Origin of the sequence: Paucisalibacillus globulus (assembly GCF_900184735.1) — a bacterium.
Classification (GTDB): domain Bacteria; phylum Bacillota; class Bacilli; order Bacillales; family Amphibacillaceae; genus Ornithinibacillus; species Ornithinibacillus globulus_B.
The window spans coordinates 14,129-39,604 of sequence record NZ_LT855386.1 but is presented as its reverse complement, the minus strand read 5'-3'; the positions used below and the strand labels follow the sequence as shown (position 1 = coordinate 39,604).

Annotated in this window: 23 protein-coding genes; 20 read left to right on the top strand and 3 right to left on the bottom strand. The window is 35.4% G+C overall.

Features of this window, described 5'->3' with window-relative positions; translation table 11 throughout:
- The first annotated feature begins 62 nt into the window (after positions 1 to 62).
- The 6 genes from acnA to BN999_RS02305 all read left to right on the top strand — a co-directional run bounded on the left by acnA (position 63) and on the right by BN999_RS02305 (position 5,003).
- Positions 63 to 2,774, top strand: a complete 2,712-nt coding sequence (acnA, locus tag BN999_RS02330; protein WP_096269792.1) for an aconitate hydratase AcnA — start codon at positions 63 to 65, stop codon at positions 2,772 to 2,774.
- 170 nt (positions 2,775 to 2,944) lie between these two features.
- The gene (locus tag BN999_RS02325; RefSeq protein WP_096269791.1) at positions 2,945 to 3,541 is read left to right on the top strand and encodes a TlpA family protein disulfide reductase; all 597 of its coding nucleotides are present in this window, start codon (positions 2,945 to 2,947) and stop codon (positions 3,539 to 3,541) included.
- Between the two features lie 42 nt (positions 3,542 to 3,583).
- On the top strand, positions 3,584 to 3,763 hold the full coding sequence (locus tag BN999_RS02320; RefSeq protein WP_176481852.1) for an FbpB family small basic protein: 180 nt from the start codon (positions 3,584 to 3,586) through the stop codon (positions 3,761 to 3,763).
- Between the two features lie 162 nt (positions 3,764 to 3,925).
- Positions 3,926 to 4,153 carry a small acid-soluble spore protein Tlp gene (gene tlp, locus BN999_RS02315; protein WP_096269790.1) on the top strand — a complete coding sequence of 76 codons (228 nt, stop codon included), beginning with the start codon at positions 3,926 to 3,928 and terminating at the stop codon, positions 4,151 to 4,153.
- Between the two features lie 125 nt (positions 4,154 to 4,278).
- On the top strand, positions 4,279 to 4,704 hold the full coding sequence (locus tag BN999_RS02310) for an acyl-CoA thioesterase (RefSeq protein ID WP_096269789.1): 426 nt from the start codon (positions 4,279 to 4,281) through the stop codon (positions 4,702 to 4,704).
- Complete coding sequence (locus tag BN999_RS02305; protein ID WP_096269788.1) at positions 4,704 to 5,003, top strand: hypothetical protein; 300 nt, start codon at positions 4,704 to 4,706, stop codon at positions 5,001 to 5,003. Before BN999_RS02310 ends, BN999_RS02305 begins: the two co-directional genes overlap by 1 nt.
- Positions 5,004 to 5,020: 17 nt before the next feature.
- Here the strand turns inward: BN999_RS02305 and yidD are convergent, their stop codons facing one another.
- From yidD to plsY, 3 genes are all read right to left on the bottom strand, one after another.
- Positions 5,021 to 5,257 (bottom strand): membrane protein insertion efficiency factor YidD, encoded by a 237-nt coding sequence (gene yidD / locus BN999_RS02300; protein WP_096269787.1) that lies wholly within the window; start codon positions 5,255 to 5,257, stop codon positions 5,021 to 5,023.
- Between the two features lie 21 nt (positions 5,258 to 5,278).
- Positions 5,279 to 6,193: a GTP cyclohydrolase FolE2 gene (folE2, locus tag BN999_RS02295; protein WP_096269786.1), complete on the bottom strand. Its 915-nt coding sequence runs from the start codon at positions 6,191 to 6,193 to the stop codon at positions 5,279 to 5,281.
- Positions 6,194 to 6,277: 84 nt separating this feature from the next.
- Positions 6,278 to 6,859, bottom strand: coding sequence for a glycerol-3-phosphate 1-O-acyltransferase PlsY (gene plsY, locus BN999_RS02290; protein ID WP_096269785.1), 582 nt, complete (start codon positions 6,857 to 6,859; stop codon positions 6,278 to 6,280).
- A gap of 255 nt (positions 6,860 to 7,114) precedes the next feature.
- Between plsY and BN999_RS02285 the strand changes: the two genes are divergently transcribed.
- The 14 genes from BN999_RS02285 to BN999_RS02220 all read left to right on the top strand — a co-directional run bounded on the left by BN999_RS02285 (position 7,115) and on the right by BN999_RS02220 (position 25,437).
- Positions 7,115 to 7,537, top strand: coding sequence for a CoA-binding protein (locus BN999_RS02285; RefSeq protein WP_096269784.1), 423 nt, complete (start codon positions 7,115 to 7,117; stop codon positions 7,535 to 7,537).
- Between the two features lie 259 nt (positions 7,538 to 7,796).
- Positions 7,797 to 9,749 carry a DNA topoisomerase IV subunit B gene (gene parE, locus BN999_RS02280; protein WP_096269783.1) on the top strand — a complete coding sequence of 651 codons (1,953 nt, stop codon included), beginning with the start codon at positions 7,797 to 7,799 and terminating at the stop codon, positions 9,747 to 9,749.
- A 36-nt stretch (positions 9,750 to 9,785) separates the two neighbouring features.
- Positions 9,786 to 12,236, top strand: coding sequence for a DNA topoisomerase IV subunit A (gene parC / locus BN999_RS02275; protein ID WP_096269782.1), 2,451 nt, complete (start codon positions 9,786 to 9,788; stop codon positions 12,234 to 12,236).
- A gap of 623 nt (positions 12,237 to 12,859) precedes the next feature.
- Entirely contained in the window at positions 12,860 to 13,642 is a 783-nt protein-coding gene (locus tag BN999_RS02270) for a class I SAM-dependent methyltransferase (RefSeq protein ID WP_096269781.1), read from the top strand.
- A gap of 75 nt (positions 13,643 to 13,717) precedes the next feature.
- On the top strand, positions 13,718 to 14,290 hold the full coding sequence (locus tag BN999_RS02265; RefSeq protein WP_096269780.1) for a TetR/AcrR family transcriptional regulator: 573 nt from the start codon (positions 13,718 to 13,720) through the stop codon (positions 14,288 to 14,290).
- A 108-nt stretch (positions 14,291 to 14,398) separates the two neighbouring features.
- Entirely contained in the window at positions 14,399 to 15,541 is a 1,143-nt protein-coding gene (locus tag BN999_RS02260) for an acyl-CoA dehydrogenase family protein (protein WP_096269779.1), read from the top strand.
- Positions 15,542 to 15,580: 39 nt separating this feature from the next.
- Positions 15,581 to 16,930: an acetyl-CoA carboxylase biotin carboxylase subunit gene (locus BN999_RS02255; protein ID WP_096269778.1), complete on the top strand. Its 1,350-nt coding sequence runs from the start codon at positions 15,581 to 15,583 to the stop codon at positions 16,928 to 16,930.
- Positions 16,931 to 16,948: 18 nt separating this feature from the next.
- The gene (locus BN999_RS02250; RefSeq protein WP_176481884.1) at positions 16,949 to 17,167 is read left to right on the top strand and encodes an acetyl-CoA carboxylase biotin carboxyl carrier protein subunit; all 219 of its coding nucleotides are present in this window, start codon (positions 16,949 to 16,951) and stop codon (positions 17,165 to 17,167) included.
- A gap of 30 nt (positions 17,168 to 17,197) precedes the next feature.
- Positions 17,198 to 17,977: an enoyl-CoA hydratase gene (locus tag BN999_RS02245; protein WP_096269776.1), complete on the top strand. Its 780-nt coding sequence runs from the start codon at positions 17,198 to 17,200 to the stop codon at positions 17,975 to 17,977.
- Between the two features lie 22 nt (positions 17,978 to 17,999).
- A complete protein-coding gene (locus BN999_RS02240) occupies positions 18,000 to 19,529 on the top strand; it encodes an acyl-CoA carboxylase subunit beta (protein WP_096269775.1) in 1,530 nt (509 codons plus the stop codon).
- A 264-nt stretch (positions 19,530 to 19,793) separates the two neighbouring features.
- Positions 19,794 to 20,252 (top strand): flavin reductase family protein, encoded by a 459-nt coding sequence (locus tag BN999_RS02235; protein WP_096269774.1) that lies wholly within the window; start codon positions 19,794 to 19,796, stop codon positions 20,250 to 20,252.
- Between the two features lie 33 nt (positions 20,253 to 20,285).
- On the top strand, positions 20,286 to 20,759 hold the full coding sequence (locus BN999_RS02230) for a CBS domain-containing protein (protein WP_096269773.1): 474 nt from the start codon (positions 20,286 to 20,288) through the stop codon (positions 20,757 to 20,759).
- A 181-nt stretch (positions 20,760 to 20,940) separates the two neighbouring features.
- Positions 20,941 to 24,558, top strand: a complete 3,618-nt coding sequence (locus BN999_RS02225; RefSeq protein ID WP_176481851.1) for a dynamin family protein — start codon at positions 20,941 to 20,943, stop codon at positions 24,556 to 24,558.
- A 15-nt stretch (positions 24,559 to 24,573) separates the two neighbouring features.
- Positions 24,574 to 25,437: a 5'-3' exonuclease gene (locus tag BN999_RS02220; RefSeq protein WP_096269771.1), complete on the top strand. Its 864-nt coding sequence runs from the start codon at positions 24,574 to 24,576 to the stop codon at positions 25,435 to 25,437.
- The last annotated feature ends 39 nt before the right edge of the window (positions 25,438 to 25,476 follow it).

The window sequence follows — 25,476 nt, the reverse complement described above, 5'->3', positions numbered from 1 at the left end:
AATAAACCATAGACATAGCAACATTCCAATTCTTGAAAAAAAGCAGAAAGGGGTTTTTGCGAGTGGGAGAGAATATTGTCTTCGATGCAAAGAAGAAATTCGACCTTAATGGTAAAACCTATAACTACTATGAATTAAAAGCTTTAGAAGAAGCTGGCCTAGGTAAAATTGACAGACTACCATTTTCTATTCGAGTATTACTAGAATCTTTAGTTCGTCAATATGATGGCCGTGTAATTAATGATGAACATGTTGAAGCCTTAACAAAATGGGGAACAAAGGAAGGTGTTGGGGTCGATGTACCTTTCAAACCATCCCGTGTTATCTTACAAGACTTTACTGGAGTACCAGCTGTAGTAGACCTTGCTTCATTGCGTAAAGCAATGGTTGATCTAGGTGGTAATGCAGAAGAAATTAATCCAGAAGTTCCAGTTGATTTAGTTATTGACCACTCTGTACAAGTTGACCAATATGGTACAGCAAGTGCTCTACAAGCTAATATGGATTTAGAATTCAAGCGTAATGGTGAGCGTTATGAATTCTTACACTGGGCTCAAAAAGCATTTAAGAACTATCGTGCTGTTCCTCCAGCAACTGGAATTGTACACCAAGTAAACCTTGAGTATCTTGCAAGTGTTGTACATGAACTTGAGAATGAGAATGGTGAATATGATGCATTTCCTGATACATTAGTTGGTACTGATTCTCATACCACAATGATTAATGGTCTAGGTGTATTAGGTTGGGGAGTAGGTGGAATTGAAGCAGAAGCTGGAATGCTTGGTCAACCTTCATACTTCCCACAACCAGAAGTAATTGGTGTGAAATTCACTGGTAGCTTCCCTCAAGGAACTACTGCAACTGACTTAGCTCTAAAAGTGACACAAGTCTTACGTGAACAAAATGTAGTAGGGAAATTTGTTGAGTATTACGGACCAGGACTTAAAGACATGCCACTAGCTGACCGTGCTACCATTTCCAACATGGCTCCAGAGTACGGTGCAACATGTGGTTTCTTCCCTGTAGACGAAGAGGCACTTAACTACCTTCGCCTAACTGGCCGTAGTGAAGATCATATTCAGTTAGTTGAAAAATATTGTAAAGAAAATGATCTTTGGTATTCAGCTGATATGAAAGATCCTGAATATACAAACGTTATTGAAATTAATCTATCAGAACTAGAACCAAACCTTTCTGGACCTAAGCGTCCGCAGGACTTGATTCCTCTATCTAACATGCAAAAGGAATTCAAGAAAGCTATTACTGCTCCTCAAGGAAACCAAGGTTTTGGACTAGATAAATCAGAGTTTGATAAAGAAGTAACAGTGAAACTTTCTAATGGTAAAGAAACCGTTATGAAAACAGGTTCTCTTGCAATTGCAGCTATTACATCTTGTACGAATACTTCCAACCCATATGTAATGTTAGGTGCAGGACTACTAGCTAAGAAAGCGGTAGAAAAGGGATTAGAAGTACCGGCTTATGTAAAAACTTCATTAGCTCCTGGTTCTAAAGTTGTTACACGTTACCTTGAAGATGCTGGTCTAATGCCATATCTTGACAAACTAGGGTTTAGCTTAGTTGGATATGGTTGTACGACATGTATAGGTAACTCAGGTCCACTTCTTCCTGAGATTGAAGAAGCGATTGCTAAGAATGATTTAACGGTTTCATCGGTTCTTTCTGGTAACCGTAACTTTGAAGGTCGTATACATCCATTTGTAAAGGCAAACTATCTTGCTTCACCTCCACTAGTTGTCGCTTATGCTCTTGCTGGAACGGTGGATGTTGATTTAGCTAAAGATGCAATTGGTACTGATGCAGATGGAGAGCCTATTTACTTAAATGATATTTGGCCTTCAATGGAAGAAATTAAGGAAGAAGTAAATCGGGTAGTAAACCCAGAAATTTTCCGTAAAGAGTATGAAAATGTATTTAGCTCTAACGAAAAATGGAATGAAATCAAAACTACAGATGAGCCTATCTTTGAGTGGGATGAAGAATCGACTTATATTCAAAACCCACCATACTTCGAAGGTTTATCTAAAGAACCTGGTAAAGTAGAAGCACTTAATAACTTACGCGTAATTGGTAAGTTTGGTGATTCCGTGACTACTGACCATATCTCTCCAGCAGGTGCAATTGCGAAAGATATGCCAGCAGGACTTTATTTACAAGATAAAGGTGTTTCACCTAGAAACTTCAACTCTTATGGTTCTCGTCGTGGTAACCATGAAGTGATGATGCGTGGTACATTCGCGAATATACGTATTCGTAACCAAATTGCCCCTGGCACAGAAGGTGGTTACACAACTTACTGGCCAACTGGTGAAGTTATGCCGATCTATGATGCAGCAATGAAATATCAACAAGATGGGACTGGCTTAGCAATTCTTGCGGGTAAAGACTATGGTATGGGATCTTCTCGTGACTGGGCAGCTAAAGGTACTAACCTTCTTGGAATTAAGATGGTTATTGCTGAAAGCTTTGAGCGTATTCACCGTTCTAACCTTGTTATGATGGGTGTATTACCATTAGAATTTGAAAAAGGTCAAAGTGCTGAGACATTAGGCTTGACTGGTAAAGAAGAATTCAATTTAGAAATTGGTGAAGATGTTAAACCACACGATCTAGTAAAAGTTACAGCTACAGACGAAAATGGTAAAACAACTGAGTTTAAAGTTGTAGTTCGCTTTGATAGTGAAGTGGAAATTGACTATTACCGTCATGGTGGTATTTTACAGATGGTATTACGTAACAGATTAGCCAACTAATTTTTATAACGAGCTCCTTTTATGAGGAGCTCGTTTTTTATTTGGTAAAGGAGAAGGGATAGTAATATGTGAAATCTCTTTGACTTTTGTGTATATTTCTTTATTATTGTTTCTTAGATTGTATACTATAAATAGAAGTGATAAATATACATAAGTTGGGAGCACATACAATGTTTAAAAAGATCATAGGAATTGCAATCCTAGCGGTTCTAGGTATTGTATTAGTAATAAATATAGTTGAAACCAATAAAAAAGAAGAAGCATCAGGGCCCAATATGGTAGACGTAACGGGTGATACTTCTGTCGACGGTGTTCAAATTGTTTCTCCTGGAGCAGTTGGAATCAAAGAAGGAGATCAAGCTCCAGATTTTGAATTACCACTATTAAATGGTGAAATGATAAAGCTTTCTGAGTTAAAGGGTAATAAAGTGTTAATTAATTTCTGGGCTTCCTGGTGTGGACCATGTAAAAAGGAAATGCCTGAACTTGAAAAATTATATAAAGAACATGGTGATGAAATTAAAATCATTGCGATAAATGCAACAGATTCTGAGAGAAATGAACAGGTTGTGCGAGATTACATCGATGAAAATGGTTATACATTCCCAGTAGCACTTGATAAAGACATGAGTGTAACTGATGAAATGTATAGGGTAGCAACAATTCCAACATCGTATTTTGTTGATACGGCAGGTAAAATTCAATCAAGGTATTTTGGACCGATGACTTATGATTTTATGGTGGACACCATCAATGCTTTAAATTAAACGATTATAATTTTGCAAAAATTATTATAAAAAAAGTAAGAAATGGTAATACTTCTATTAAAAGGGGTGATTACCATTTCTTTAAAGAAAAGACTTTCGTTTGAAGAGCTGGTTCAGGCTAATCGTCAACAAATATTAGAAGATAGGGCAATATTGGACCGAATCGAAGATAATTTAGAAAGAAGAGCGAAAGAATTACTATCGAAGCGTAAAGAAGCATGATAGTTAACAAATGCTCGTTACAATAAACTCTTTATGTTGTATCCAGATATTTACAACATAAAGAGTTTTTTCCATTATCCTTTAATGATTTATCGGTATAGTAACGTTAAAACATCAAAGAATAACTATGAAGTTTGACAACTATAAAAAGGAGGATGTCAAATGTCTGAAAAAGAACATTCACCGAAACCCGATGATCGTAGTGATAATGTAGAAAAGTTGCAAAATATGATTCATGACACTATAGAAAATATAGAAGCTGCTCATGAAACAATGCATTTTGCTTCGGGTGAAGAAAAGCAGAACATTGTAGACAAGAATAAACGTCGTGAGGAAGCTATTGAAGGGTTTCGTTCAGAAATATCTGATGAAGTACGTAGTCAGAAGTAAGAAGTATATGAACCTCAAATCGTTAATAGATTTGGGGTTTTTCTTTTGAAAATAAAGTGCTTTATTAATCTTTGAATGTAAAAAACTGAGATAAACTTAGATTGGAAAGTAAGGAGGAGTTATAATTGAAAAACGTAAAAGTTCCAATCGAAGTTAGATATCAAGAAACGGATCAAATGGGCGTTGTATACCATGCAAATTATTTGGTTTGGTTTGAAATAGGACGAACTAAGTTCATTGAATATCTCGGTTTAAGCTATGTAGATATGGAAAAGAACAATGTTGTTTCACCAGTTGTGGATGCCCAGATTTCATTTAAGAAACCAGTTAAATACGGTGAGAAGGTCTACGTTGAAACTTGGATTGAACACTATGATGGACTTAGAACAGTTTATGGATACAAGGTAATGGACGATAATGAGGAAGTTAGAGTATCTGGAAGTACCAAGCATGTTATCGTAAATAAAGATAGTTTTAGACCGTTGTCATTACGAAGAACATTTCCTGAATGGCATGAAATATATATGCAACAAATCGAAGGTGAAGTATAATGGCATTTGGTTTGAAAAGGGAAGAAATTCATAGCTGGAAAACTAAAGTGGAGAGTGGAGAACTTGCATTCTTAACACATTACTGGTTAGATGATCGTTTTCCTGGATGCACAACCGTTACAAAGGTAGGCTGCAATAATATTAATATTCTTATTGAATGGGGAAAACAATATGAACTTGAACCAAATTGGATACACCTTGATAAAAAATATCCACATTATGATTTATTTGGAGAAAAACAAAAAGAAGTGTTAACAAAAGAAGGGAAATGGGATCAAATAATAAGATTTGGCCTATAAGTTAGCGCTCAAGAAAGCTATCTTGAGCGCCTTTTTTCTTTCTTTTCAGGTACATAATCGACACCACCCGGATGAAATGGATGACATTTACTTATCCGTTTAATTGTTAAATATCCACCTTTAATAGCTCCGAACTTTCTAATTGCCTCTAATCCATATTCGGAACAAGTGGGATGGAATCGACATGTTGAAGGTGTAAATGGACTAATAGCATTCCGGTAAAATTTGATTAGTCCGATAAAAATGTATTTCATGAAATAACCTTCTCATTAATTTTAGTTTTTATCATAACGTATTGTTGCAATTGCATCATGCATATGAATAGATTCTTCATTCTGGCATGTAACAGAAAAGCTTTTAACATAAGGTAATTCATATAGATCTGCTGCCACTAACCGCGCCATATCTTCGACAAATCGTGGGTTTTCATATGCTTCTTCTGTAACCATTTTTTCGTCAGGACGTTTTAGAATTGGGTGTAGTCTAGAACTTGCATTACTTTCAGCAGCTTCTAGTAATGCATATTTCCAATCTTCTTCTTCATTAAAACTATCTGATAGAGCAACCTCTATTGATACATTGCCCCGTTGATTATGTGCGCTATATTCACTTATTTCTTTTGAGCAAGGACAGAGTGTTGTAACAAGTACGGACATGCCAACACGGATTTGGTAACCGAAGTTTTCGTTATATGATATTTTTATAGTTAAATCGGCATGGTTAAGTCCAGTTAAACCACTACTCGGTCCCTTACGCTCATAAAACCAAGGGAATGTTAATTCAATTGTTGCATCACTTTGCCCTAAACGGTCAGCTAAATCTTTTGTAAACTCTTTTAATACAGAAATCTCAATGAGGAAGCCATTTTTACTATAATCAGCTAATTGCTCCATAAAACGACTCATATTAGTTCCTTTACTTGATTGCTTAATACTAGATGTAAAGGTGAAAGATGCAATACTTGTTTGTTTCTTTGGCTCATTCATACTATGAATTAAGATTGGATGCTTTACATTTGTGATCCCAACAGCATCTAGCTCAAAGAGAAAATCCTTCTGTAAATTTTGAAGGTCAGTCATTTTTTCTTTCTCAACTGGCTTATGTTTCGGACCAGGTTCAACAGAACCAAATAATTTATGTCTTTCTTCCTTTGTAGGTAGACTTTTTAGCGATATATGATTTGAATTCATGTTTGTTATCCCTTTCTTCACTGCAAGACTTGTCTCATATCAAAGTATAAGCCAACAACACATTTTATTTCAATTATACCGCTTCTACATCCATTTGATTTTTGGTTCAGTTTTGTTAATAATTCGTTTTATGTTAGCAATATGTCGATATATAACAAATAACGTTAATGCCCCGACCACAATCATTAGTCCAATATCACCAAAAAAGATGGAAACAATAAATGAAATTACTCCTGTGATCATGGAAGAAAGTGATACGTATTTAGATATTTTTAATGATAGTAAGAATGTAACAACCATTACAACAAATAAAATTGGGTTAACTCCGAGGATAATACCACCAGAGGTTGCAACTGCCTTACCACCTTTAAAGCGTGCAAATATTGGGTAAGTATGACCTAACACAGCAAAGATACCAATTGCAAGTTGATATACATCAATATCAAAGAATACTGGCATTAATGTTGCTAATGTTCCTTTCAAAATATCTGCCAATGTTACGATAATACCAGCCTTAACACCTAACACACGAAATGTATTAGTGCCACCTAAATTACCACTCCCATGCTGGCGAATATCAATGTTATAGCCAACCTTCCCAACAATTAGAGCTGAAGGTATTGATCCCAACAGATAAGCAATTATGGCCAATAGAACATATTCCATATAAATTTCCTACTTTCATTCATTATTTACTTAACAATATGTATTCTCTATCCATTTTATCACGAACTATTAAGATAAGGTACCAATTTTATTAGGATATTACCTTAATAAGAAGATTATATACAAGTTCTTAGGAACAATAAAATATTTTTTATATTTAGCGCTTGGAATGGATAAAGGTATAATACTGATTTAAATTCAGATATCATGTTAAACTAGTATTAAGTATATCAATTAATGAGGTGAAAACTAAACATGAAGAATCCATCAAACGATCAAATAAAAGAAGTGTTAGAAACCGCAAAAACCATTGCTGTAGTCGGTCTATCAGATAATCCGGAAAGAACATCTTACCAAATTTCTAAAATAATGCAAGATAGTGGCTATCGTATTATTCCAGTAAATCCAACGGTAAATGAGGTGTTGGGGGAGAAATCATACCAATCTTTACAAGATATTGAAGAACCAATTGATATTATTAATGTATTTAGAAGACCAGAATATCTACCAGAAATCGCTAAGGAAGCAGCTATGACTGATTGCAAGGTCTTTTGGGCTCAACAAGGGATTGTCAACGAAGAAGCATATCGGTATCTCAACGATAAGGGTTTTACAGTCATCATGGATTTGTGTATTAAAGTGGCTCACGCTGTACTTCTTAAAAGTAAAAAAAGTTAATTCTTAGAAATTAATTTCAATATTTAGTAAAAAAGGATGGCATCTGTCATCCTTTTACAAATTTAAGTTAGTTATTTTACAATTACCTACACATAATTAGTAGAGGTATTATAGAACTTCTATACATTTCAAAATATCTTGTAGTATACTAATTAGGATGCTGTTTTGGTAATTATAAGTGACTTTACAAAAACAAACACCTGTTCTACTATATAAAATATGACAAAAATTGAATAATTGGTGAAGGGAGATAACGGAATTGGACAAGACACCATTACATTATTCTGATGATTCGATTCAAGTTCTTGAAGGACTTGAAGCAGTTAGAAAAAGACCAGGAATGTATATAGGAAGTACTGATCATCGAGGTTTACATCATCTTGTATTTGAAATTGTCGATAACGCAGTAGATGAGGCTTTAGCTGGCTACGGAAATGTTATTAAAGTAAAAATACATAATGATAACAGTATCTCTGTTGAGGATAGCGGAAGAGGTATCCCTACTGGGAAACATAGCTCAGGAAAGTCAACCATGGAGGTTATTTTTACAGTGCTCCATGCCGGTGGTAAATTCGGACAAGGTGGTTATAAAACAAGTGGAGGACTACATGGTGTAGGTGCATCCGTAGTAAATGCACTATCAGAGTGGTTAGAAGTAACATCCCATCGTGATGGTGAATCATATTTCTTACGATTCGAAAATGGTGGTAATCCTGTTGGAACAATCAAAAAGATTGGGACTACAAGAAAAGCAGGTAGTACGATCCACTTTAAACCAGATGCATCTATTTTCTCAACGAATGTCTTTAGCTATGAAACAATCTCTGAACGATTGCGAGAAGCTGCATTTTTATTAAAGGGACTTCGTATCGAACTAATAGATGAACGAACGGAAGAAACTGAAGTATATGAATATCCTGATGGATTAAAATCATTTGTACATTATCTTAATGAGGATAAAGACACCCTTCATGAGGTAGTGTCATTTGATGGAGAACAACAAGAACTTGAAGTTGAATTTGCATTTCAATTTAATGATGGCTTCTCAGAGAATATGCTTTCCTTTGTAAACCATGTTCGTACGAAGGATGGTGGTACACATGAATCCGGTGCTAAATCAGCCATTACAAGAATCTTTAATGATTATGCAAGAAGAACAAACGCTCTCAAAGAAAAAGATAAAAACCTCGAAGGTACAGATATTCGTGAGGGATTAACGGCAATTGTTTCGGTAAGAATCCCAGAAGAAAAATTGCAATTTGAAGGTCAAACGAAGGGGAAGTTAGGAACATCTGAAGCTCGTTCCGCAGTTGATGCGGTAGTGTCTGAAAAGCTTAATTTCTTCCTTGAGGAAAACCCTGATGTATCTGGCTTGTTAGTTAAAAAGGCAATAAAAGCAAAAGAAGCACGTGAAGCGGCACGGAAAGCACGTGATGATGCAAGAACTGGTAAAAAGAAACGTAGAAAGGATACCATCCTTAGTGGTAAATTAACACCTGCACAATCAAAAAACCCTGACAAAAATGAGCTATATCTAGTGGAGGGGGATTCTGCAGGAGGATCTGCTAAACAGGGAAGGGATCGTAAATTCCAGGCTGTTTTACCATTAAGGGGTAAAGTTATTAATACGGAAAAGGCTAAGCTTCAAGATGTATTTAAAAATGAAGAGATTTCAACTATCATTCACACTATTGGGGCAGGAATTGGTCCTGAATTTACATTAGAAGACGCTAGCTACGACAAAATTATTATCATGACAGATGCTGACACAGATGGTGCTCATATACAGGTATTATTATTAACATTCTTCTATCGTTACATGAGACCTTTAATTGAGGCTGGAAAAATCTATATTGCATTACCACCTTTATATAAGATTTCTAAGGGACAAGGTAAAAAAGAGCAGATAGTTTACGCATGGGATGATGAAGAGATGCGTGCTGCAGTTAATAAGTTCAAAAATGGGTATATTATCCAGCGCTATAAAGGTCTTGGAGAAATGAATGCAGACCAATTATGGGATACGACGATGAATCCAGAGTCTAGAACCTTAATACGAGTAACAATTGATGATATTGCTCGTGCAGAAAGACGTGTGACCACATTAATGGGCGATAAGGTAGAACCTAGAAGAAAATGGATAGAGTCTAACGTTGCTTTTGGACTTGATGATGAAACAAACATACTAGAGAACGAGAAAATACAATCTTAAATAGAGAGTTGAATAGAAAGAGAAGGGGGAAATGACTTGACACAGTCAGAAAAATTTCTCGATCTTCCATTAGAAGAAGTAATCGGTGATCGATTTGGTAGATATAGTAAATATATAATTCAAGACCGTGCTATTCCAGATGCACGAGATGGTTTAAAGCCAGTTCAACGTAGGATTCTTTATTCCATGTTCCGTGAAAAGAACACACATGATAAACACTTCCGTAAATCTGCTAAAACTGTTGGTAATGTTATCGGTAATTACCACCCACATGGTGATTCATCCGTATACGAAGCAATGGTACGCTTGAGTCAGGATTGGAAGATGCGTAATGTACTTATTGAAATGCACGGGAATAACGGAAGTATGGATGGCGACCCACCTGCTGCGATGCGTTATACAGAAGCAAGATTGTCCAAAATATCATCGGAGTTACTACGAGATCTCAATAAAGAGACAGTTGATTTCATGCCCAACTTTGATGATACAGATTTCGAGCCAGTTGTATTGCCTGCAAAGTTCCCAAACCTTTTAGTTAATGGAACAACAGGTATTTCTGCTGGTTACGCTACTGATATTCCACCGCATAATCTTGGTGAAGTAATTGATGGTGTGATAAAACGTATCGATAATCCAGAAATCACAATAGAAGAATTAATGAAAGTTATTAAAGGCCCAGATTTTCCAACTGGTGGAATCATTCAAGGTGTTGAGGAAATCAAGAAGGCTTATGAAACGGGTAAAGGTAAAATTGTGGTTCGAGGGAAGGCTACAGTTGAACCTTTACGTGGAAATCGTGAGCAGATTGTCATTGATGAAATTCCATTCGAAGTTAATAAAGCGTTACTTGTTAAAAAAATTGATGAACTTCGTTTTGATCGCAAAGTAGAAGGTATTGCGGAAGTCCGTGATGAAACAGATAGAACTGGATTACGGATCGTCATTGAACTCAAAAAAGATGTAAACAGTGAAGGGGTTTTAAATTATCTATATAAAAATACTGATTTACAGGTAACTTATCATTTCAATATGGTTGCGATACTAGATAGAACACCTAAACTTTTATCTTTAACAGCAATGCTTGATGCTTATATTGGACATCAAAAAGAAGTGGTAACCAGATCCACAAAATTTGATTTAAAACAAGCAAAAGATCGTTCACATATTGTGGAAGGGTTAATCAAAGCAATTTCCATTTTAGATGAATTAGTTGCTACCATCCGAGCATCAAAGGACAAGCAGGATGCGAAAAAACAAATCATCGAAAAATATGGATTTACAGAAAGACAAGCAGAAGCCATTGTTATGTTACAGCTATATCGTTTGACTAATACCGATGTTACTCTCCTTGAGGCTGAAGCTGAAGAATTACGGGATAAAATTAAAGAGCTAGAATCTATTTTAGCCAGCGAAGAGAAACTATTAGAAACGATAAAAAACGATTTAAAACAGATGAAAAAACAATTCTCTGAACGTCGCAGAACAATGATTGAAGAAAAAATTGAAGAATTGAAAATTGATATTGAAGTAACTGTAGCAAGTGAAGATGTATTAATCTCTGTTACTAGAGATGGCTATGTTAAACGGACAAGTCTCCGTTCTTACGCTGCCTCTAATGGTGAGGACTTTGCTATCAAAGAAGAAGACCACCTTGTCGGTTTAATTGAAGCAAACACTACAGATAAGATCCTACTCTTTACTAATAAAGGTAAATATCTGTACTTACCAGTACATGAACTACCAGATATTCGGTGGAAAGACATCGGACAGCATGTATCAAATATTGTCCAAATCGATAAGGATGAGTATATCCTTCAAATATTACCTGTTCGGGAATTTAAAGAAGGAGAATTCCTAGTATTCTTTACTAAAAATGGAATGGTAAAACGAAGTGAATTGAAGATTTATGAGGCACAACGTCATTCTAAAGCACTTATAGCACTAAATCTTAAAAACGATGATGAAGTAATTAGTGTATGCCAAACAAAAGGTTACTCTGACTTATTTATTGCATCAAACAAAGGTTATGGACTATGGTACCATGAATCAGAAGTACCTGTTGTTGGACAAAGAGCTACTGGAGTTAAAGCAATACAATTAAAAGAAGGAGAATATGTTGTTGGAGGTCAGGTATTTGATGACCTTTCAGAGCCTTCTTTAGTTGTTGTAACACAACGCGGAGCATGTAAACGCATGAAACTGAGAGAGTTTGAAAAATCAAGTAGAGCAAAACGTGGTTTACTCATGTTGCGAGAGCTTAAAAATAAACCACATCGTATTGTTGGTTTCTTTGCTACTTATAAGAATGATACAATTTGTTTCTCAACAACAAAAGGTGAAAGACATCATTTCTTACCGCTAGACTTATCTAATAGTGATCGTTATAGCAATGGTTCATTTGTTATTGATTCAGACACACAAGGAGAAGTAGTGGAAGTTTGGAAAGAAGTAAACTATGAGAAACCATTTGACCCAACACTAGATTAAAATAAGGCAGACTGTTACCAAACAGTCTGCTTTTTGTAAAAATTGTTATTAAAAGATTGTATACTCATGCACTTGATAGAAAATGTGCGGTAACTAATGATTTTAGATAGTGCATCATTCCCGCTACGGAAATACACTCCGCACTCGCTGAGCGGCTGGTGAGCCTCCTCGCGCTTACTTCTTTAGGGGTCTCACCGATGCCTATCCTCCCGCAGGAGTCTCCGTGTATTTCCTTCGCTAGTATAGAATGGAAAAAATATTACATAAGATCAAAAACGTAATTTAATTTCTAACTCTGATTAGAAATCCAAACTAGCGCAGGTAGAATACGGAGACTCCTGCGGGAAAAGCACGTGTCCGAAGACCCCGCAGAGGTGAACTTTCCTCGAGGAGGCTGAGGCCGGGCCCGCGGAAAGCGGAGTATTCTGCCGGAGCGGTGTCGTACAGCTTATCCAATAACTAATTCTGTTGTAATTAAACTAGTTATCGCACAGTTTCTAACAAATACAGAAGATATAATGTACAAAACTTTACGAATAAAGTTTTCTAAAATGCATATGAACACGGATATAGGTATAATTTAGTAATTTGTGATATTACAGAAAGTTAGATGGGAAGATTTTATGATTATTACAACACCTGGTAAGTCGACTAGTAAAATTGTGAGAAAAGCAAAGAAATTTGCTAATGATTATAGCCTACCTTATAAAGAAAGACTTGGAGTATCCATTCAAACGCTGAAGAAAAAATATCGAGATGATGTTGTTATTGTAGAAAATGATAGAATCGTTATATCTCCTCTTAATAGCGAAGAGGAAATGTTCTACCATCCAAATTTAGCATTGATTAGAGCAAAACGAATCATCAATGGAGGAAAGGGTGGGCAGGAACCACTAATTTCGATAGCTAAGCTTAAAGAAGGAATGTCTTTTCTTGATTGTACACTAGGACTGGCATCTGATAGTGTTATTGCAAGCCTAATTGTTGGCCCAAATGGTAAGGTAACTGGTATTGAAGGGAATCCCCTTCTTTATTTCTTAACCCATGCAGGTTTAGTTTCTTTTTCGAGTGGAAATGAAATTGTAGATGCTGCGATGAGAAGAATTGATGTTATTCATCAAGATAATTTACATTTTCTAAAGAATTGTGACACAGATTCTTTTGATGTCGTTTATTTAGACCCCATGTTTCAAGAGTCTATTGACACCTCTAATGGCATAAATATAATTAAGGAGCATGCATTAAGAACTACTATTTCTGATGAATTAATACAAGAAGCAAAACGAGTGGCTAGAGCTCGAGTTGTGCTAAAGGACCACTGGAAGAGTGATAGATTTACACGGTTTGGTTTTACACAGTATAAAAGACAATCCTCCTCGACTCATTACGGTGTAATAGAAGTATAAACTGAATTAAATTTACCTTTACTATTTTACGAAAATTATGATAAGCTAAAATAGGTAATAAGGAAAGGAGGACTTGTGACGAATTTAAGAGACAAAATCATCCATTCAGCCTTACTTTTGTTTGAAAAACATGGTTTCCATGGTGTAACCGTTAATCAAATTGTTGAAAGTACTGGAACCTCTAAAGGAGGATTCTACCATCATTTCACATCTAAGGACGAATTATTATTTGTGATTCATGATACGTTTATTACGTATGTGCTTGAAAAAGCCTACATAGCAAAAAACACCTATGACTCTCCAACAAAGAAACTACAAGAAATCATTAAAAGTTTTGTGCAGGTCTTTGATTTGTATAAACCTCATATTTCAGTATTTTACCAAGAAAATGTTTACTTAAAGGCAGATTACGAAGAATTGATAAAGAAAAAGCGAGACCAGTTCAAAAATATTATTATTGATACGATCCACGAAGGAAAAACAAGTGGGGATTTTAGAGAGGATTTGTCAGAAGAAATTACAGGTATGGCAATACTCGGAATGGTGAATTGGACGTATAAATGGTATAAAAAGTCAGGAGAGAAATCAATTGAGGAAATTGGTGATATTTACGTAGATTTGATTATGCGTTCAATTTTAAATAACTAATATGAAAGCGCTATATTTGTAAAAACTTAGAGTAATAGCTTTATCACAAGCTATATTTTTTAAGCTAAAAACAGACCAACCAGTCGGTCTTATCTAGGAGGGTAAATTATGGATTTTAATTTAACGAAGGAACAAACAATGATCCGAAAAATGGTAAGGGATTTTGCAGAGGAAGTAATTCGACCTAGAGCAATTGAGATTGATACAGAGGCGAAATTTCCATTAGATATATTTGAGCAGATGGGCGAGCTTGGCCTTTTGGGGATTCCATTCCCTGAAGAATATGGTGGGGCTGGTGGCGATACACTATCCTATGCTATTGCTGTAGAAGAAATCGGACGTGTATGTGGAAGTACGGGCTTAAGTTATGCAGCAGCGGTTTCCTTGGGTGCTAGTCCTATCTACTATTTTGGAACAGAAGAGCAAAAGAAAGAATTCCTAACCCCATTAGCTTCAGGGAAAGCGTTAGGTTCTTTTGGTTTAACCGAGCCCAATGCAGGATCTGATGCAGGAGGTACAAAAACAACAGCAGTAGTTGATGGTGATGATTTTATTATTAACGGTGAAAAATGCTTTATTACCAATGCTAGTTTTGCCAAGACACTAATTGTAACTGCGGTAACAGGTAAAAATGAAAAAGGTAAGAATATTATTTCCGCGATTATTGTGCCAACTGATGCTAAGGGAGTTACTATCACAAGCAATTATGACAAGATGGGCGTAAGAGGTTCAGATACTGCAGAAATTGTACTAGATAATGTTCGGGTTCCAAAGACAAATCTATTAGGTGACGAGAAAAAAGGCTTTAGCCAATTCTTGTATACATTAGATGGTGGGAGAATTTCTATTGCAGCTCTGGGGTTAGGTATTGCACAAGCTTCATTAGAAAAATCGCTACAATATGCAAAAGAAAGAAAACAATTTGGAAAATCAATTTCTGATTTTCAGGCCATCCAGTTCAAGCTGGCTGATATCGCGATGGAAGTAGAATTAGCTAGAAATATGGTTTATAAGTCTGCATGGTTAAAAGATAATGATAAGCCGTTTACGAAAGAATCTGCTTATGCCAAGTTATTTGCTACGGAAACAGCGTTCCGAGCTGCAAACCAGGCTATCCAAATCCACGGTGGATATGGGTATATGCGTGAATACGAGGTAGAAAGATATTTGCGTGATGCCAAATTATTAGAGATCGGTGAAGGTACATCCGAAATTCAAAGACTTGTAATTGCTAGACAATTAGGTTGCTAGAATAGACGTCAGATTTCCTATAAGAAAAGGAGAGAAGTAATGATTTCAAAGGTATTAATTGCAAATCGTGGGGAAATAGCTGCAAGGGTTATTAGAACTTGTAAAAAAATGGGGATTCATACAGTGGCTGTATATTCAGAAGCAGATGCCAGTGCGCCATTTGTAAACATGGCTGACGAAAGTTATTTATTAGGGCCAGCACGTGTTAATGAAAGCTATCTAAATGTGGATAAAATCCTTTCTATTGCAAATGAAGCTGGAGTTGATGCTATCCACCCTGGATATGGATTTCTAAGTGAGAATGCTAGCTTTGCAGAAAAATGTGAAGCAGTAGGACTTACGTTTATCGGACCTACTAGTAAAGTAATGGATAAAATGGGAAGTAAAATCGAAGCAAGAAAAGCTATGAAACTGGCTAATGTGCCGATTGTTCCTGGTACTGAAGAAGCAATACCAACTGCTGAGGAAGCGGTAGAATTTGCGAACCAGATTGGTTATCCTATCATGCTTAAAGCTTCCGCTGGCGGTGGTGGAATAGGTATGCAGGTTGTAACTAATGATGATGAATTATTAAAAGCATTTCAAAACAACGCAAAGCGTGCTGAGACATTCTTTGGCGATGGCGCTATTTTTTTGGAGAAAAAAATTGATGATGCTAGACATATTGAAATTCAATTATTGGCAGACACTCATGGTAATGTTGTTCACTTGTTTGAACGAGAGTGCTCAATCCAACGAAGAAATCAAAAGGTCATAGAAGAAGCCCCTTCACCGTTTATTTCAGAAACAACAAGAACAAAGATGGGTAATGCAGCAGTTAGTGCAGCACTTGCTCTCGGATACACTAATGCCGGTACTATTGAATTTCTAGTTGATAAGAATGAAAATTTTTATTTTCTAGAAATGAACACAAGAATTCAAGTGGAACACCCTGTGACCGAAGAGATTACTGGAATTGACATTGTTGAAGAACAATTTAATATTGCTAATGGAAAAGAATTAACATTTAATCAAGAAGACTTAACCATTAATGGTCATGCTATTGAAGCACGAATTTATGCGGAAGATCCGAAAACGTTCTTCCCATCACCTGGACATATTACCACTTTCGAAGTTCCAAGTGGGCAGAATATTCGTTTGGAATCTGCCGTAACTAGTAACTTTCAAGTGACACCTTTTTATGATCCGATGATTAGTAAGTTGATAGTAAAAGGAAGTTCACGAGAAGCGGCAATTGAATTATTAATAGAAACATTAACAAGTACCAAAGTAGAAGGAATAAAAACAAATGTTCCACTACTTCTCGAAATTGCCACTCATCCAGAATTTGCTTCTGGTAATACTACAACTAAATTTATTGAAGAGCATTTTAAGCCAGTTAAAAAGTAGAAGACTTGAGGAGGAGAAATAATGGAAGAAGTAAAAGCAATGATGGCAGGTAACGTTTGGAAAATTGTCGTAGCTGAAGGAGACACAGTTGAGGAAGACCAAGATATCGTCATTTTAGAATCTATGAAAATGGAAATCCCAATTGCAGCGGAAGAAGCTGGGGTTGTTAAAGAAATTAAAGTTGCTGAAGGTGACTTTGTAAACGAAGGAGACGTTATCGCTATTATTGAATCGTAATATAAGAAGCTATAATTTTAGGAGGTTTCTATGAACTTAGTAGATTTAAAATTTATCGGTGAATATGTAGCCTTAATTACGTTAAATAGACCTGAGGCTGCTAATGCCATGTCAAAAGCATTACTAGATGATTTGAATTCTACAGTGGAAGAATTGAGCAGTAATAAACAAATAAATTGTGTTATTATCACTGGTTCTGGTGATAAAGCATTTTGTGCAGGTGCTGATTTAAAAGAACGTAAGGGCATGGATGATGAACAAGTAGTGGATGCAGTCAGGTATATTGGAAAATCAGTACTTGCTGTGGAGTCCATAAAAGTACCTGTTATCGCGGCGATAAACGGTGTAGCATTTGGCGGTGGATTGGAGCTAGCTCTAGGATGCGACATTCGAATTGCAGCTGACTCGGCCAAGTTGGGATTAACTGAAACATCTTTAGCCATCATTCCCGGTGCTGGTGGTACACAACGCTTACCTCGATTAATAGGGGTTGGTCGTGCTAAACAATTAATTTTTTCAGCAAAAGCCATTTCAGCGTCGGATGCACTATCCATAGGATTAGTAGAAGAAATAGTACCTAAGGAGGAGCTACTACATTATGCAATTGACGTTGCGAAGTCAATTGCTAAGAATGGTCCTATTGCTTTACGTCAAGCAAAAATGGCAATAAATCAAGGAATGCAAACAGATTTATCTACAGCTTTAGAAATTGAACATTTATGCTATAAAGAAACTATTAAAACAAACGATCGTTTGGAAGGACTTGAAGCATTTAAAGAGAAACGAACTCCAGTTTACCACGGAAATTAACCCTGTAAGGAGGTAGTACAACATGTCATATATAGAAGAACTACAAAAGAGAGTACAGCATATAGAAAAAGGCGGACAAATAAAATACCATCAGAAGAATGAAGAAAAAGGGAAATTATTTGTTCGCAAACGTTTAGAACTTTTATTTGATGAAGGTATAGACATAGAAGATGCATTTTTTGCTAATTGTATGGATGATTCATTACCATCAGATGGTGTAGTTACCGGTATTGGTAAAATTAATGGCCAAGATGTCTGTGTCATGGCGAATGATTCTACGGTAAAGGCAGGTTCATGGGGGAAAAGAACGGTTGAAAAGATCCTTCGTATTCAAGAAACTGCGCTTACGTTAGAATTACCGATTCTTTATTTAGTTGATTCCGCAGGTGCGAGAATTACGGACCAAATTGAGATGTTTCCTGGAAGAAGAGGAGCGGGGCGGATTTTCCATAATCAAATCAAACTCTCTGGGCGTGTACCACAAATCTGCTTACTATTTGGACCTTCTGCTGCTGGTGGAGCATATATTCCGGCATTTTGTGATATCGTTGTCATGGTTGACGGTAATGCATCGATGTATCTTGGGTCTCCAAGAATGGCAGAGAAAGTTATTGGTGAGAAAGTTACACTTGAAGAAATGGGAGGAGCTAAAATGCATTGCTCTGTATCTGGAGTTGGTGACGTTTTAGTGAAAACCGAGCCTGACGCGATAAGTTACGCACGAAATTATCTATCGTATTTCCCAAAGAACTTTAGAGAAAAACCAAGAGCATACGAATCAAAAGAAGTGAAGGAATTTGAAAAGTCAATCGAAGACATTATACCAGAAAATCAAAATGCACCATTCAACATGCATGATTTCATCAATAGAATAATTGATGAAGATAGTTTCTGTGAAATCAAAAAGAAATTTGCGCCAGAACTGATAACAGGTCTTTCTAGAATAAATGGAAAATCTGTTGGTATTATAGCAAATCAGCCAAGAATGAAAGGTGGAGTTCTTTTCCCGGATTCAGCTGATAAAGCAGCTAAGTTTATTCAATTATGTGATGCATTTAATATTCCATTACTATTCCTAATGGACGTTCCTGGATTTATGATTGGTACGAAAGTAGAAAGAGCAGGTATTATTCGCCATGGTGCCAAGATGCTTGCCGCGATGAGTGAAGCTACTGTTCCAAAAATATCTGTCATCGTTCGTAAAGCATATGGTGCAGGACTTTATGCTATGGCTGGCCCTGCATTTGAACCTGATGCTGTCATCGCTTTACCAACAGCACAAATTGCGGTTATGGGGCCAGAAGCGGCTGTTAATGCTGTTTACGCTAATAAAATAGCTGAATTACCAGAAGAAGAACGAGCTTCATTTATTAAACAAAAACAAGATGAATATCGTGATGATATCGATATATATCGACTAGCAAGTGAAATGGTTATTGATGCAATAGTGGAACCAAATAATTTAAGGAAAGAATTAGTAGAACGATACCGAATCTATGAAGCAAAAAATGTTTTATTTACTGAACGTAAACATGGTGTATATCCTGTGTAATAATAAGATCTCAGACGGGAACTGAATTCCTGTCTGAGATTTCTTTTTTGTATTCATAAATGAAAAATTTACTACGATTCGGTTTAGCAAAGCATGGACTAAAAAGTGGATATCTAACCAAATTGCTCTTATTTCATATAATTAAGTAAAAGAATATAATTATGTTAACCATAATTATATTATGTAAACTAAATAAAATTTCATAACTTCTAGTATTCGAGTTATGCTATAAATAGGAAAAAAAAGTGAAAGAGGGGGGAGTAAATGGAAGAAAGACAATTTCGTAATGCAATGGGAAGATTTGCTACGGGAATTACTGTTGTTTCATTAGAATATAACAATGAAATAATGGCTATGACTGTTAATGCATTTATGTCTGTATCGCTATCCCCTAAATTAATCGCCATTTCTATTGATGAAAAGGCAAAGATGTATAGTAAATTAGGTGAAGTAAATGAGTTTGGAATAAGTATCTTATCGAGTAATCAAAAAGATTTCTCTAAAATATTTGCGAAACAAGTGGAGTCTAAGGAACAGATCCCATTTATTAGCTTAGATGGTGTACCCGTTTTACAAGAAGCATTAGCAGCACTATCTTGTCGCATTGTTAATTCTTTAAAAGCGGGGGATCATATCGTATATATTGGAGAAGTGACACAGTACACTACAAGAGAAGTGGAACCAATAATCTTTTTTAATGGTAAATATCGTTATTTAAAATAAGAAAAGAAACCTACAAGTAAGTTGGTGAAATTTATGAAGGTTCGAGATTTTATGATTCAAGATGTAATTACTGTAACGGAAGGAACAACAATTAGAGAATTACTCGAAATTTTAGTAACACATAAAATTGGTGGTGTACCTGTAGTAAGTAAGGAAAATAAGTTAGTTGGTATGATAAGTGATGGAGATGTTATCCGTTATTTAAAGCCGAATAGTAGAACTGTGTTCGATATGTTTGCCATAGTAATGGTGAATGAACAAGAAAAATTAACGGATAAATTAGGATATTCCTTGGAAAAGAACGTGTCAAACCTAATGAAAACAAAGGATATAAAGACAGTTAAACCCGATAGTGATTTAGATACTGCCTTAGCTATCTTTTCTAGACACCATTTTAAGAAAATTCCCGTTCTAGATAGGGAGGATAAAGTAGTAGGGGTAATCAGTAGAGGAGATTTACTGCGTCATATTACCATGGAAATTATAAATAAAGAAAAAACTCCTTAAGTTTTGGGAAGTTTTTTCTTTTTTCTGCATCTGACATTATTAATTCTAATAGTTGGTGTAATTCTACCCGAGTGCAGCATTCTGCTTGAAATCAACTGACATAGTGTAAACAGGGTAGTAATAAGCCTTAACTATGCGCTATAATAAAGATATTATGTTGAAACAAAGGGGTTTATTTCACGTGAAGGCAACTAAACAGAATATCTCTGTGCTAGATTATGATAATCTAACTGGAATTTATCATGTTATGAAAGAACATGGGGATGACATAAACGCAGAAAAGATAATTGATTTATATAAGAAAAAACGATCAGATGAATTCATTATAAGTTTTACTGGGCATTTTTCAGCAGGGAAATCATCTATCATCAACGCTTTATTAGGTAGTGATATCTTACCAAAAAGTCCTATTCCAACCAGTGCTAATATTGTCAAATTAACTTCTGGCGAGGGCGTTGCTAGAATATTCTTCCGACATGATGCTCCAATTGAATACGACGAACCTTATGATTTAGACATGATTAAGGAGTATGCAAAAGATAAAGATACAATCACTCAAATCGAAATTAGCTCAAGCAAGCAAATTATTCCAGAAAATTGTACCATTATCGATACTCCTGGTATTGATGCTGCAGATGACACAGATCGAATTATAACAGAGTCATCCCTACATTTAGTTGATGTATTATTTTATGTGATGGATTATAACCATGTCCAATCTGAATTAAATATGAAGTTCCTAAAGAACATTCAATCTATGAAAATACCATTTTATATTATTATTAATCAGATTGATAAACATAATGAATGCGAATTAACCTTTCAATCATTTGAAAATAGTGTCAAACAAACGTTTGACCAATGGGGGATTTCACCTGAAGCAATTTATTATTCATCGTTAATAAAACTAGATGCTACACATAACCAATTCCAGCTAATTAAAAGTAAGATTCAAAGTTTATTTACCGACGAGAGAATTCAGCGATTAGATTTATCAGTGCAAAACGTAATTGCTGATCATAAACGTTTTTTATATGAGAAGCATGAAGAAGATATTGGAAACCTCTCACTTGAAAATCAAACGGATGAAAATCTACTGGAGAAAGTAGCTACGATACAACATTCACTTGAATCCTTAGAAAACATGTCAAGTGATTTTCAGAACGATTATATGGGTGATTTAGATCACACATTAAAAAATGCTTATTTAATGCCAGCAAATGTACGGGATAAGGCATTAAGTTTTCTAGAATCACAACAAAAAGATTTTAAAATCGGATTTATTGCTGCAAAGAGAAAGACCGAAGAAGAGAAGGTAAAAAGGCTTGAAGACTTTTTATCCAGTGTGAGAGAAAGCATGCATGCTAGCATTGAATGGAAGCTAAGAGAAAAGTTTGCCGAACGATTACGCTCTTATTCCATTACGGAACAGGAACTTTATGCTACCGTACAACAGTTATCGGTTTCAATTAACGAAGTAGATTTACTTGCAAACATAAAAAAAGGCGCTCAAGTTAATGGTGATTCTGTGTTGAACTATACGAATGACCTTGCAAATGCAATAAAAAACAAATACCGAAAAGTTGCTCGGGATACTCTCAACGCTATTATAGATGTCATTGAACATAAATCTGAACAAAAGCAATCGGAATATAAAGAGGAACTTAAAACTTATAATGAACTTGTAAAAGTAAATGAGGAATACCAAGCTTTAGAGGAAAAATATCAGAAGCAAATACACAGGATTAAAGATCAACTTCACAGACCGGTGTTTACTGTTGAAACTGAAAAGATACTCCAGAAAAAAATAGAAAAAGTTTTAATTAAAAAAGCTAAAACTGTGTCCAAAGTTGATGTTGTAAAGAAAACAGTAACCGATAAACATACCAATGAAAGAGAAGTAGAAAAAGAAGATATACCAACTGTGCAACGAGTTGTTCACGCCATACATGATACGGTAAAAGTATTGGAAGATATGCCTGCTTTTGAGTCTTTGGTTTCCGAATTAACTACTCGAAAAGATAGACTATCAAATCGCCAATTAACTATTGCATTATTTGGTGCATTCAGTGCAGGCAAATCATCATTTGCCAATGCTTTAATTGGTGAAGGGATTTTACCCTCCTCACCAAATCCTACAACTGCTGTTATTAATCGGATTACTCCAGTAACAGAAGAAAATGAGCACGGAACGGTAGTAATTCATTTAAAAGATCAAAAAACTTTACTACAGGATTTAGGTAATATCCTTAAACACTTTTCACCGCCAATAAATGATGATATCGGGAGTTTGGTAGATTGGATTAATCAACATAATATTCAATACAGTGATGAATTAAGTAATATGTTCCAAAGCTACTTACAAGCGGTATTAAATGGTTATGATGATCATAAAGAGCTTATTGGCAAAAGTAAAACAATCCAATTAGAGGATTTCGATGCATATGTTACGGATGAATCCAAGGCTTGTTTTGTAGAATCTATTGACTTGTATTATGACTGTTCTATCACACAAAAAGGTATTACTTTGGTAGATACTCCAGGGGCTGATTCAGTTAATGCTAGACATACAAACGTAGCATTTGATTACATTAAAAATGCGGATGCTATTCTATATGTAACCTATTATAATCATGCCATTACAAAGGCTGACAAGGATTTTGTGATGCAATTAGGTCGAGTAAAAGAAGCTTTCCAACTTGATAAAATGTTTTTTATAATTAATGCTTCAGATCTTGCCCAAGATAATACAGAATTAAATCTTGTAGTTAATTATGTGAATGAACAACTAAGTAAGTTAGGGATTCGTAACCCAAGATTGTATCCTATTTCAAGTAAAAGATCCTTAGCTGAAAAACAAGAAAAGAAACAAGTTAACGATCAAATACACAAGTTTGAAGAAGATTTCTATACGTTTTTAGAGAAAGACCTGTCTAAACTAGCAGTCAAATCAGCAGTTCATGAGTTAAATAGGACAATGCAATTACTCGAGCAATTTAAGCAAAAATCTAGCTTGAATGAACAGGAAAAATCCAAGTATAAACAGGAATTAATGGAAAGAAAAGACAAATTACTAAATACGGTTGATTCTGGTGACGATAGAACATATAATGAACGGGTCCACCAAAAGATTTCAAAGCAGTTGCACTATGTGGTTGAAAGAATTGGCATTCGTTTTCACGATATGTTTAAGGACAAATTCAACCCTACAACTATTACGGAATCCGGTCGTAAAGCCATAGCCCAAGTTGAGAGAAACACCAGGGACTTATTAGATTATTGTGGCTATGAACTATTACAAGAAGCACGAGCAGTTTCACTTCGAATCGAAGCTTATATACATGAACAAAACGTAGAGTGGATGCAAGTATATAAAGAGAAAATCAGTGAAGTTGATCATGATTTTTCTCTTCCAACATTTCAAAGTGTAGAATTATCAACGCCTGAATATATACAACCACTTCAGGATCTAGATATTAGTTTGTTTAAACAAGCTTTCTCATATTTTAAAGGTACTAAATCATTTTTTGAAAAAAATGACAAGGAAAAAATGAAAGATGTAATGTATCAGATTATAGAGCCCGAAATACAACGATTTACTGAACAAACTAAATTAATTATGTCTGATGCTTATAGTCAGCAATGGGAGTCCTTAGTTAATCAAAACATACAGGATATTCAACACGAAATTAAACAATATGTATTGAACAGCCTAGCTGTGTTAGAAGATCCGATTGACATGAATATTTTGGATAACAAGGAAAATGAATTGAAACAAATAATGAAAAATATACAATAGAGGACGTGGAATAGATTGCAACAATCAATCTTATTAGTAGACGGTATGGCTCTTTTATTTAGAGGATTTTTCGCTACGTCAATCCGAGGTAACTTCATGAAGAATGAAAATGGGGTTCCTACAAATGGTGTGTACCAATTTTTACGATATTTATTAAATGCAGTAGACACATTCCAACCCACACATGTAATCTGTTGCTGGGATATGGGAAGTAAAACATTCCGCACAACGATGTATGAGGATTATAAAGGCAATCGTTCAGCACCTCCGGAAGAACTAATTCCTCAATTTGATTTGGTTAAAGAAGTTGTTGATGCTTTTGATATGCCAAATATTGGTATTGAAAATTTTGAAGCGGATGATTGTATTGGTACACTTGCCAGACAATTCTCTAATGAGAATGAGGTATTAATCTTAACTGGTGATCAAGATATCCTTCAATTAGTTGAACCGGGTATTAGTGTAGCGATTATGAGAAAAGGTCAAGGGAATTATGAAGTTTTCACCGAGGAGAACTTTTACGAAAAGAAGGGACTTCAACCTAAACAAATTATTGATCTAAAAGGATTAATGGGGGATACTTCAGATAATTATCCAGGAGTTAAAGGAATAGGGGAAAAAACTGCATTAAAACTACTACAAGAACATGAAACGATTGATGGTTTGTTAGAGAATATTGATCAGCTACCTAAGGGTGTACAAACAAAGATAAAAACTAATCTGGATATGCTTCATCTGTCGAGAAGACTTGCTGAAATTCGTTGTGATGTACCGATTGAAGTATCATTAGATAAAGCTGGTTGGAAATATAACCGCGAGAAAGTAACACAAAAATTCGAGGAATTACAAGTGAATAACTTAATTAAACTTCTATCGTAATATCAAAGTAAAGACCTGTATTGTCTGACAATACAGGTC

Coding starts and splice junctions, on each gene's coding strand:
- BN999_RS02325 (WP_096269791.1), top strand. CDS start 2,945: ATGTTTAAAAAGATCATAGGAATTGCAATCCTAGCGGTTCTAGGTATT.
- BN999_RS02320 (WP_176481852.1), top strand. CDS start 3,584: ATGGTAATACTTCTATTAAAAGGGGTGATTACCATTTCTTTAAAGAAA.
- tlp (WP_096269790.1), top strand. CDS start 3,926: ATGTCTGAAAAAGAACATTCACCGAAACCCGATGATCGTAGTGATAAT.
- BN999_RS02305 (WP_096269788.1), top strand. CDS start 4,704: ATGGCATTTGGTTTGAAAAGGGAAGAAATTCATAGCTGGAAAACTAAA.
- yidD (WP_096269787.1), bottom strand. CDS start 5,257: ATGAAATACATTTTTATCGGACTAATCAAATTTTACCGGAATGCTATT.
- folE2 (WP_096269786.1), bottom strand. CDS start 6,193: ATGAATTCAAATCATATATCGCTAAAAAGTCTACCTACAAAGGAAGAA.
- plsY (WP_096269785.1), bottom strand. CDS start 6,859: ATGGAATATGTTCTATTGGCCATAATTGCTTATCTGTTGGGATCAATA.
- BN999_RS02285 (WP_096269784.1), top strand. CDS start 7,115: ATGAAGAATCCATCAAACGATCAAATAAAAGAAGTGTTAGAAACCGCA.
- BN999_RS02270 (WP_096269781.1), top strand. CDS start 12,860: ATGATTATTACAACACCTGGTAAGTCGACTAGTAAAATTGTGAGAAAA.
- BN999_RS02260 (WP_096269779.1), top strand. CDS start 14,399: ATGGATTTTAATTTAACGAAGGAACAAACAATGATCCGAAAAATGGTA.
- BN999_RS02255 (WP_096269778.1), top strand. CDS start 15,581: ATGATTTCAAAGGTATTAATTGCAAATCGTGGGGAAATAGCTGCAAGG.
- BN999_RS02245 (WP_096269776.1), top strand. CDS start 17,198: ATGAACTTAGTAGATTTAAAATTTATCGGTGAATATGTAGCCTTAATT.
- BN999_RS02240 (WP_096269775.1), top strand. CDS start 18,000: ATGTCATATATAGAAGAACTACAAAAGAGAGTACAGCATATAGAAAAA.
- BN999_RS02235 (WP_096269774.1), top strand. CDS start 19,794: ATGGAAGAAAGACAATTTCGTAATGCAATGGGAAGATTTGCTACGGGA.
- BN999_RS02230 (WP_096269773.1), top strand. CDS start 20,286: ATGAAGGTTCGAGATTTTATGATTCAAGATGTAATTACTGTAACGGAA.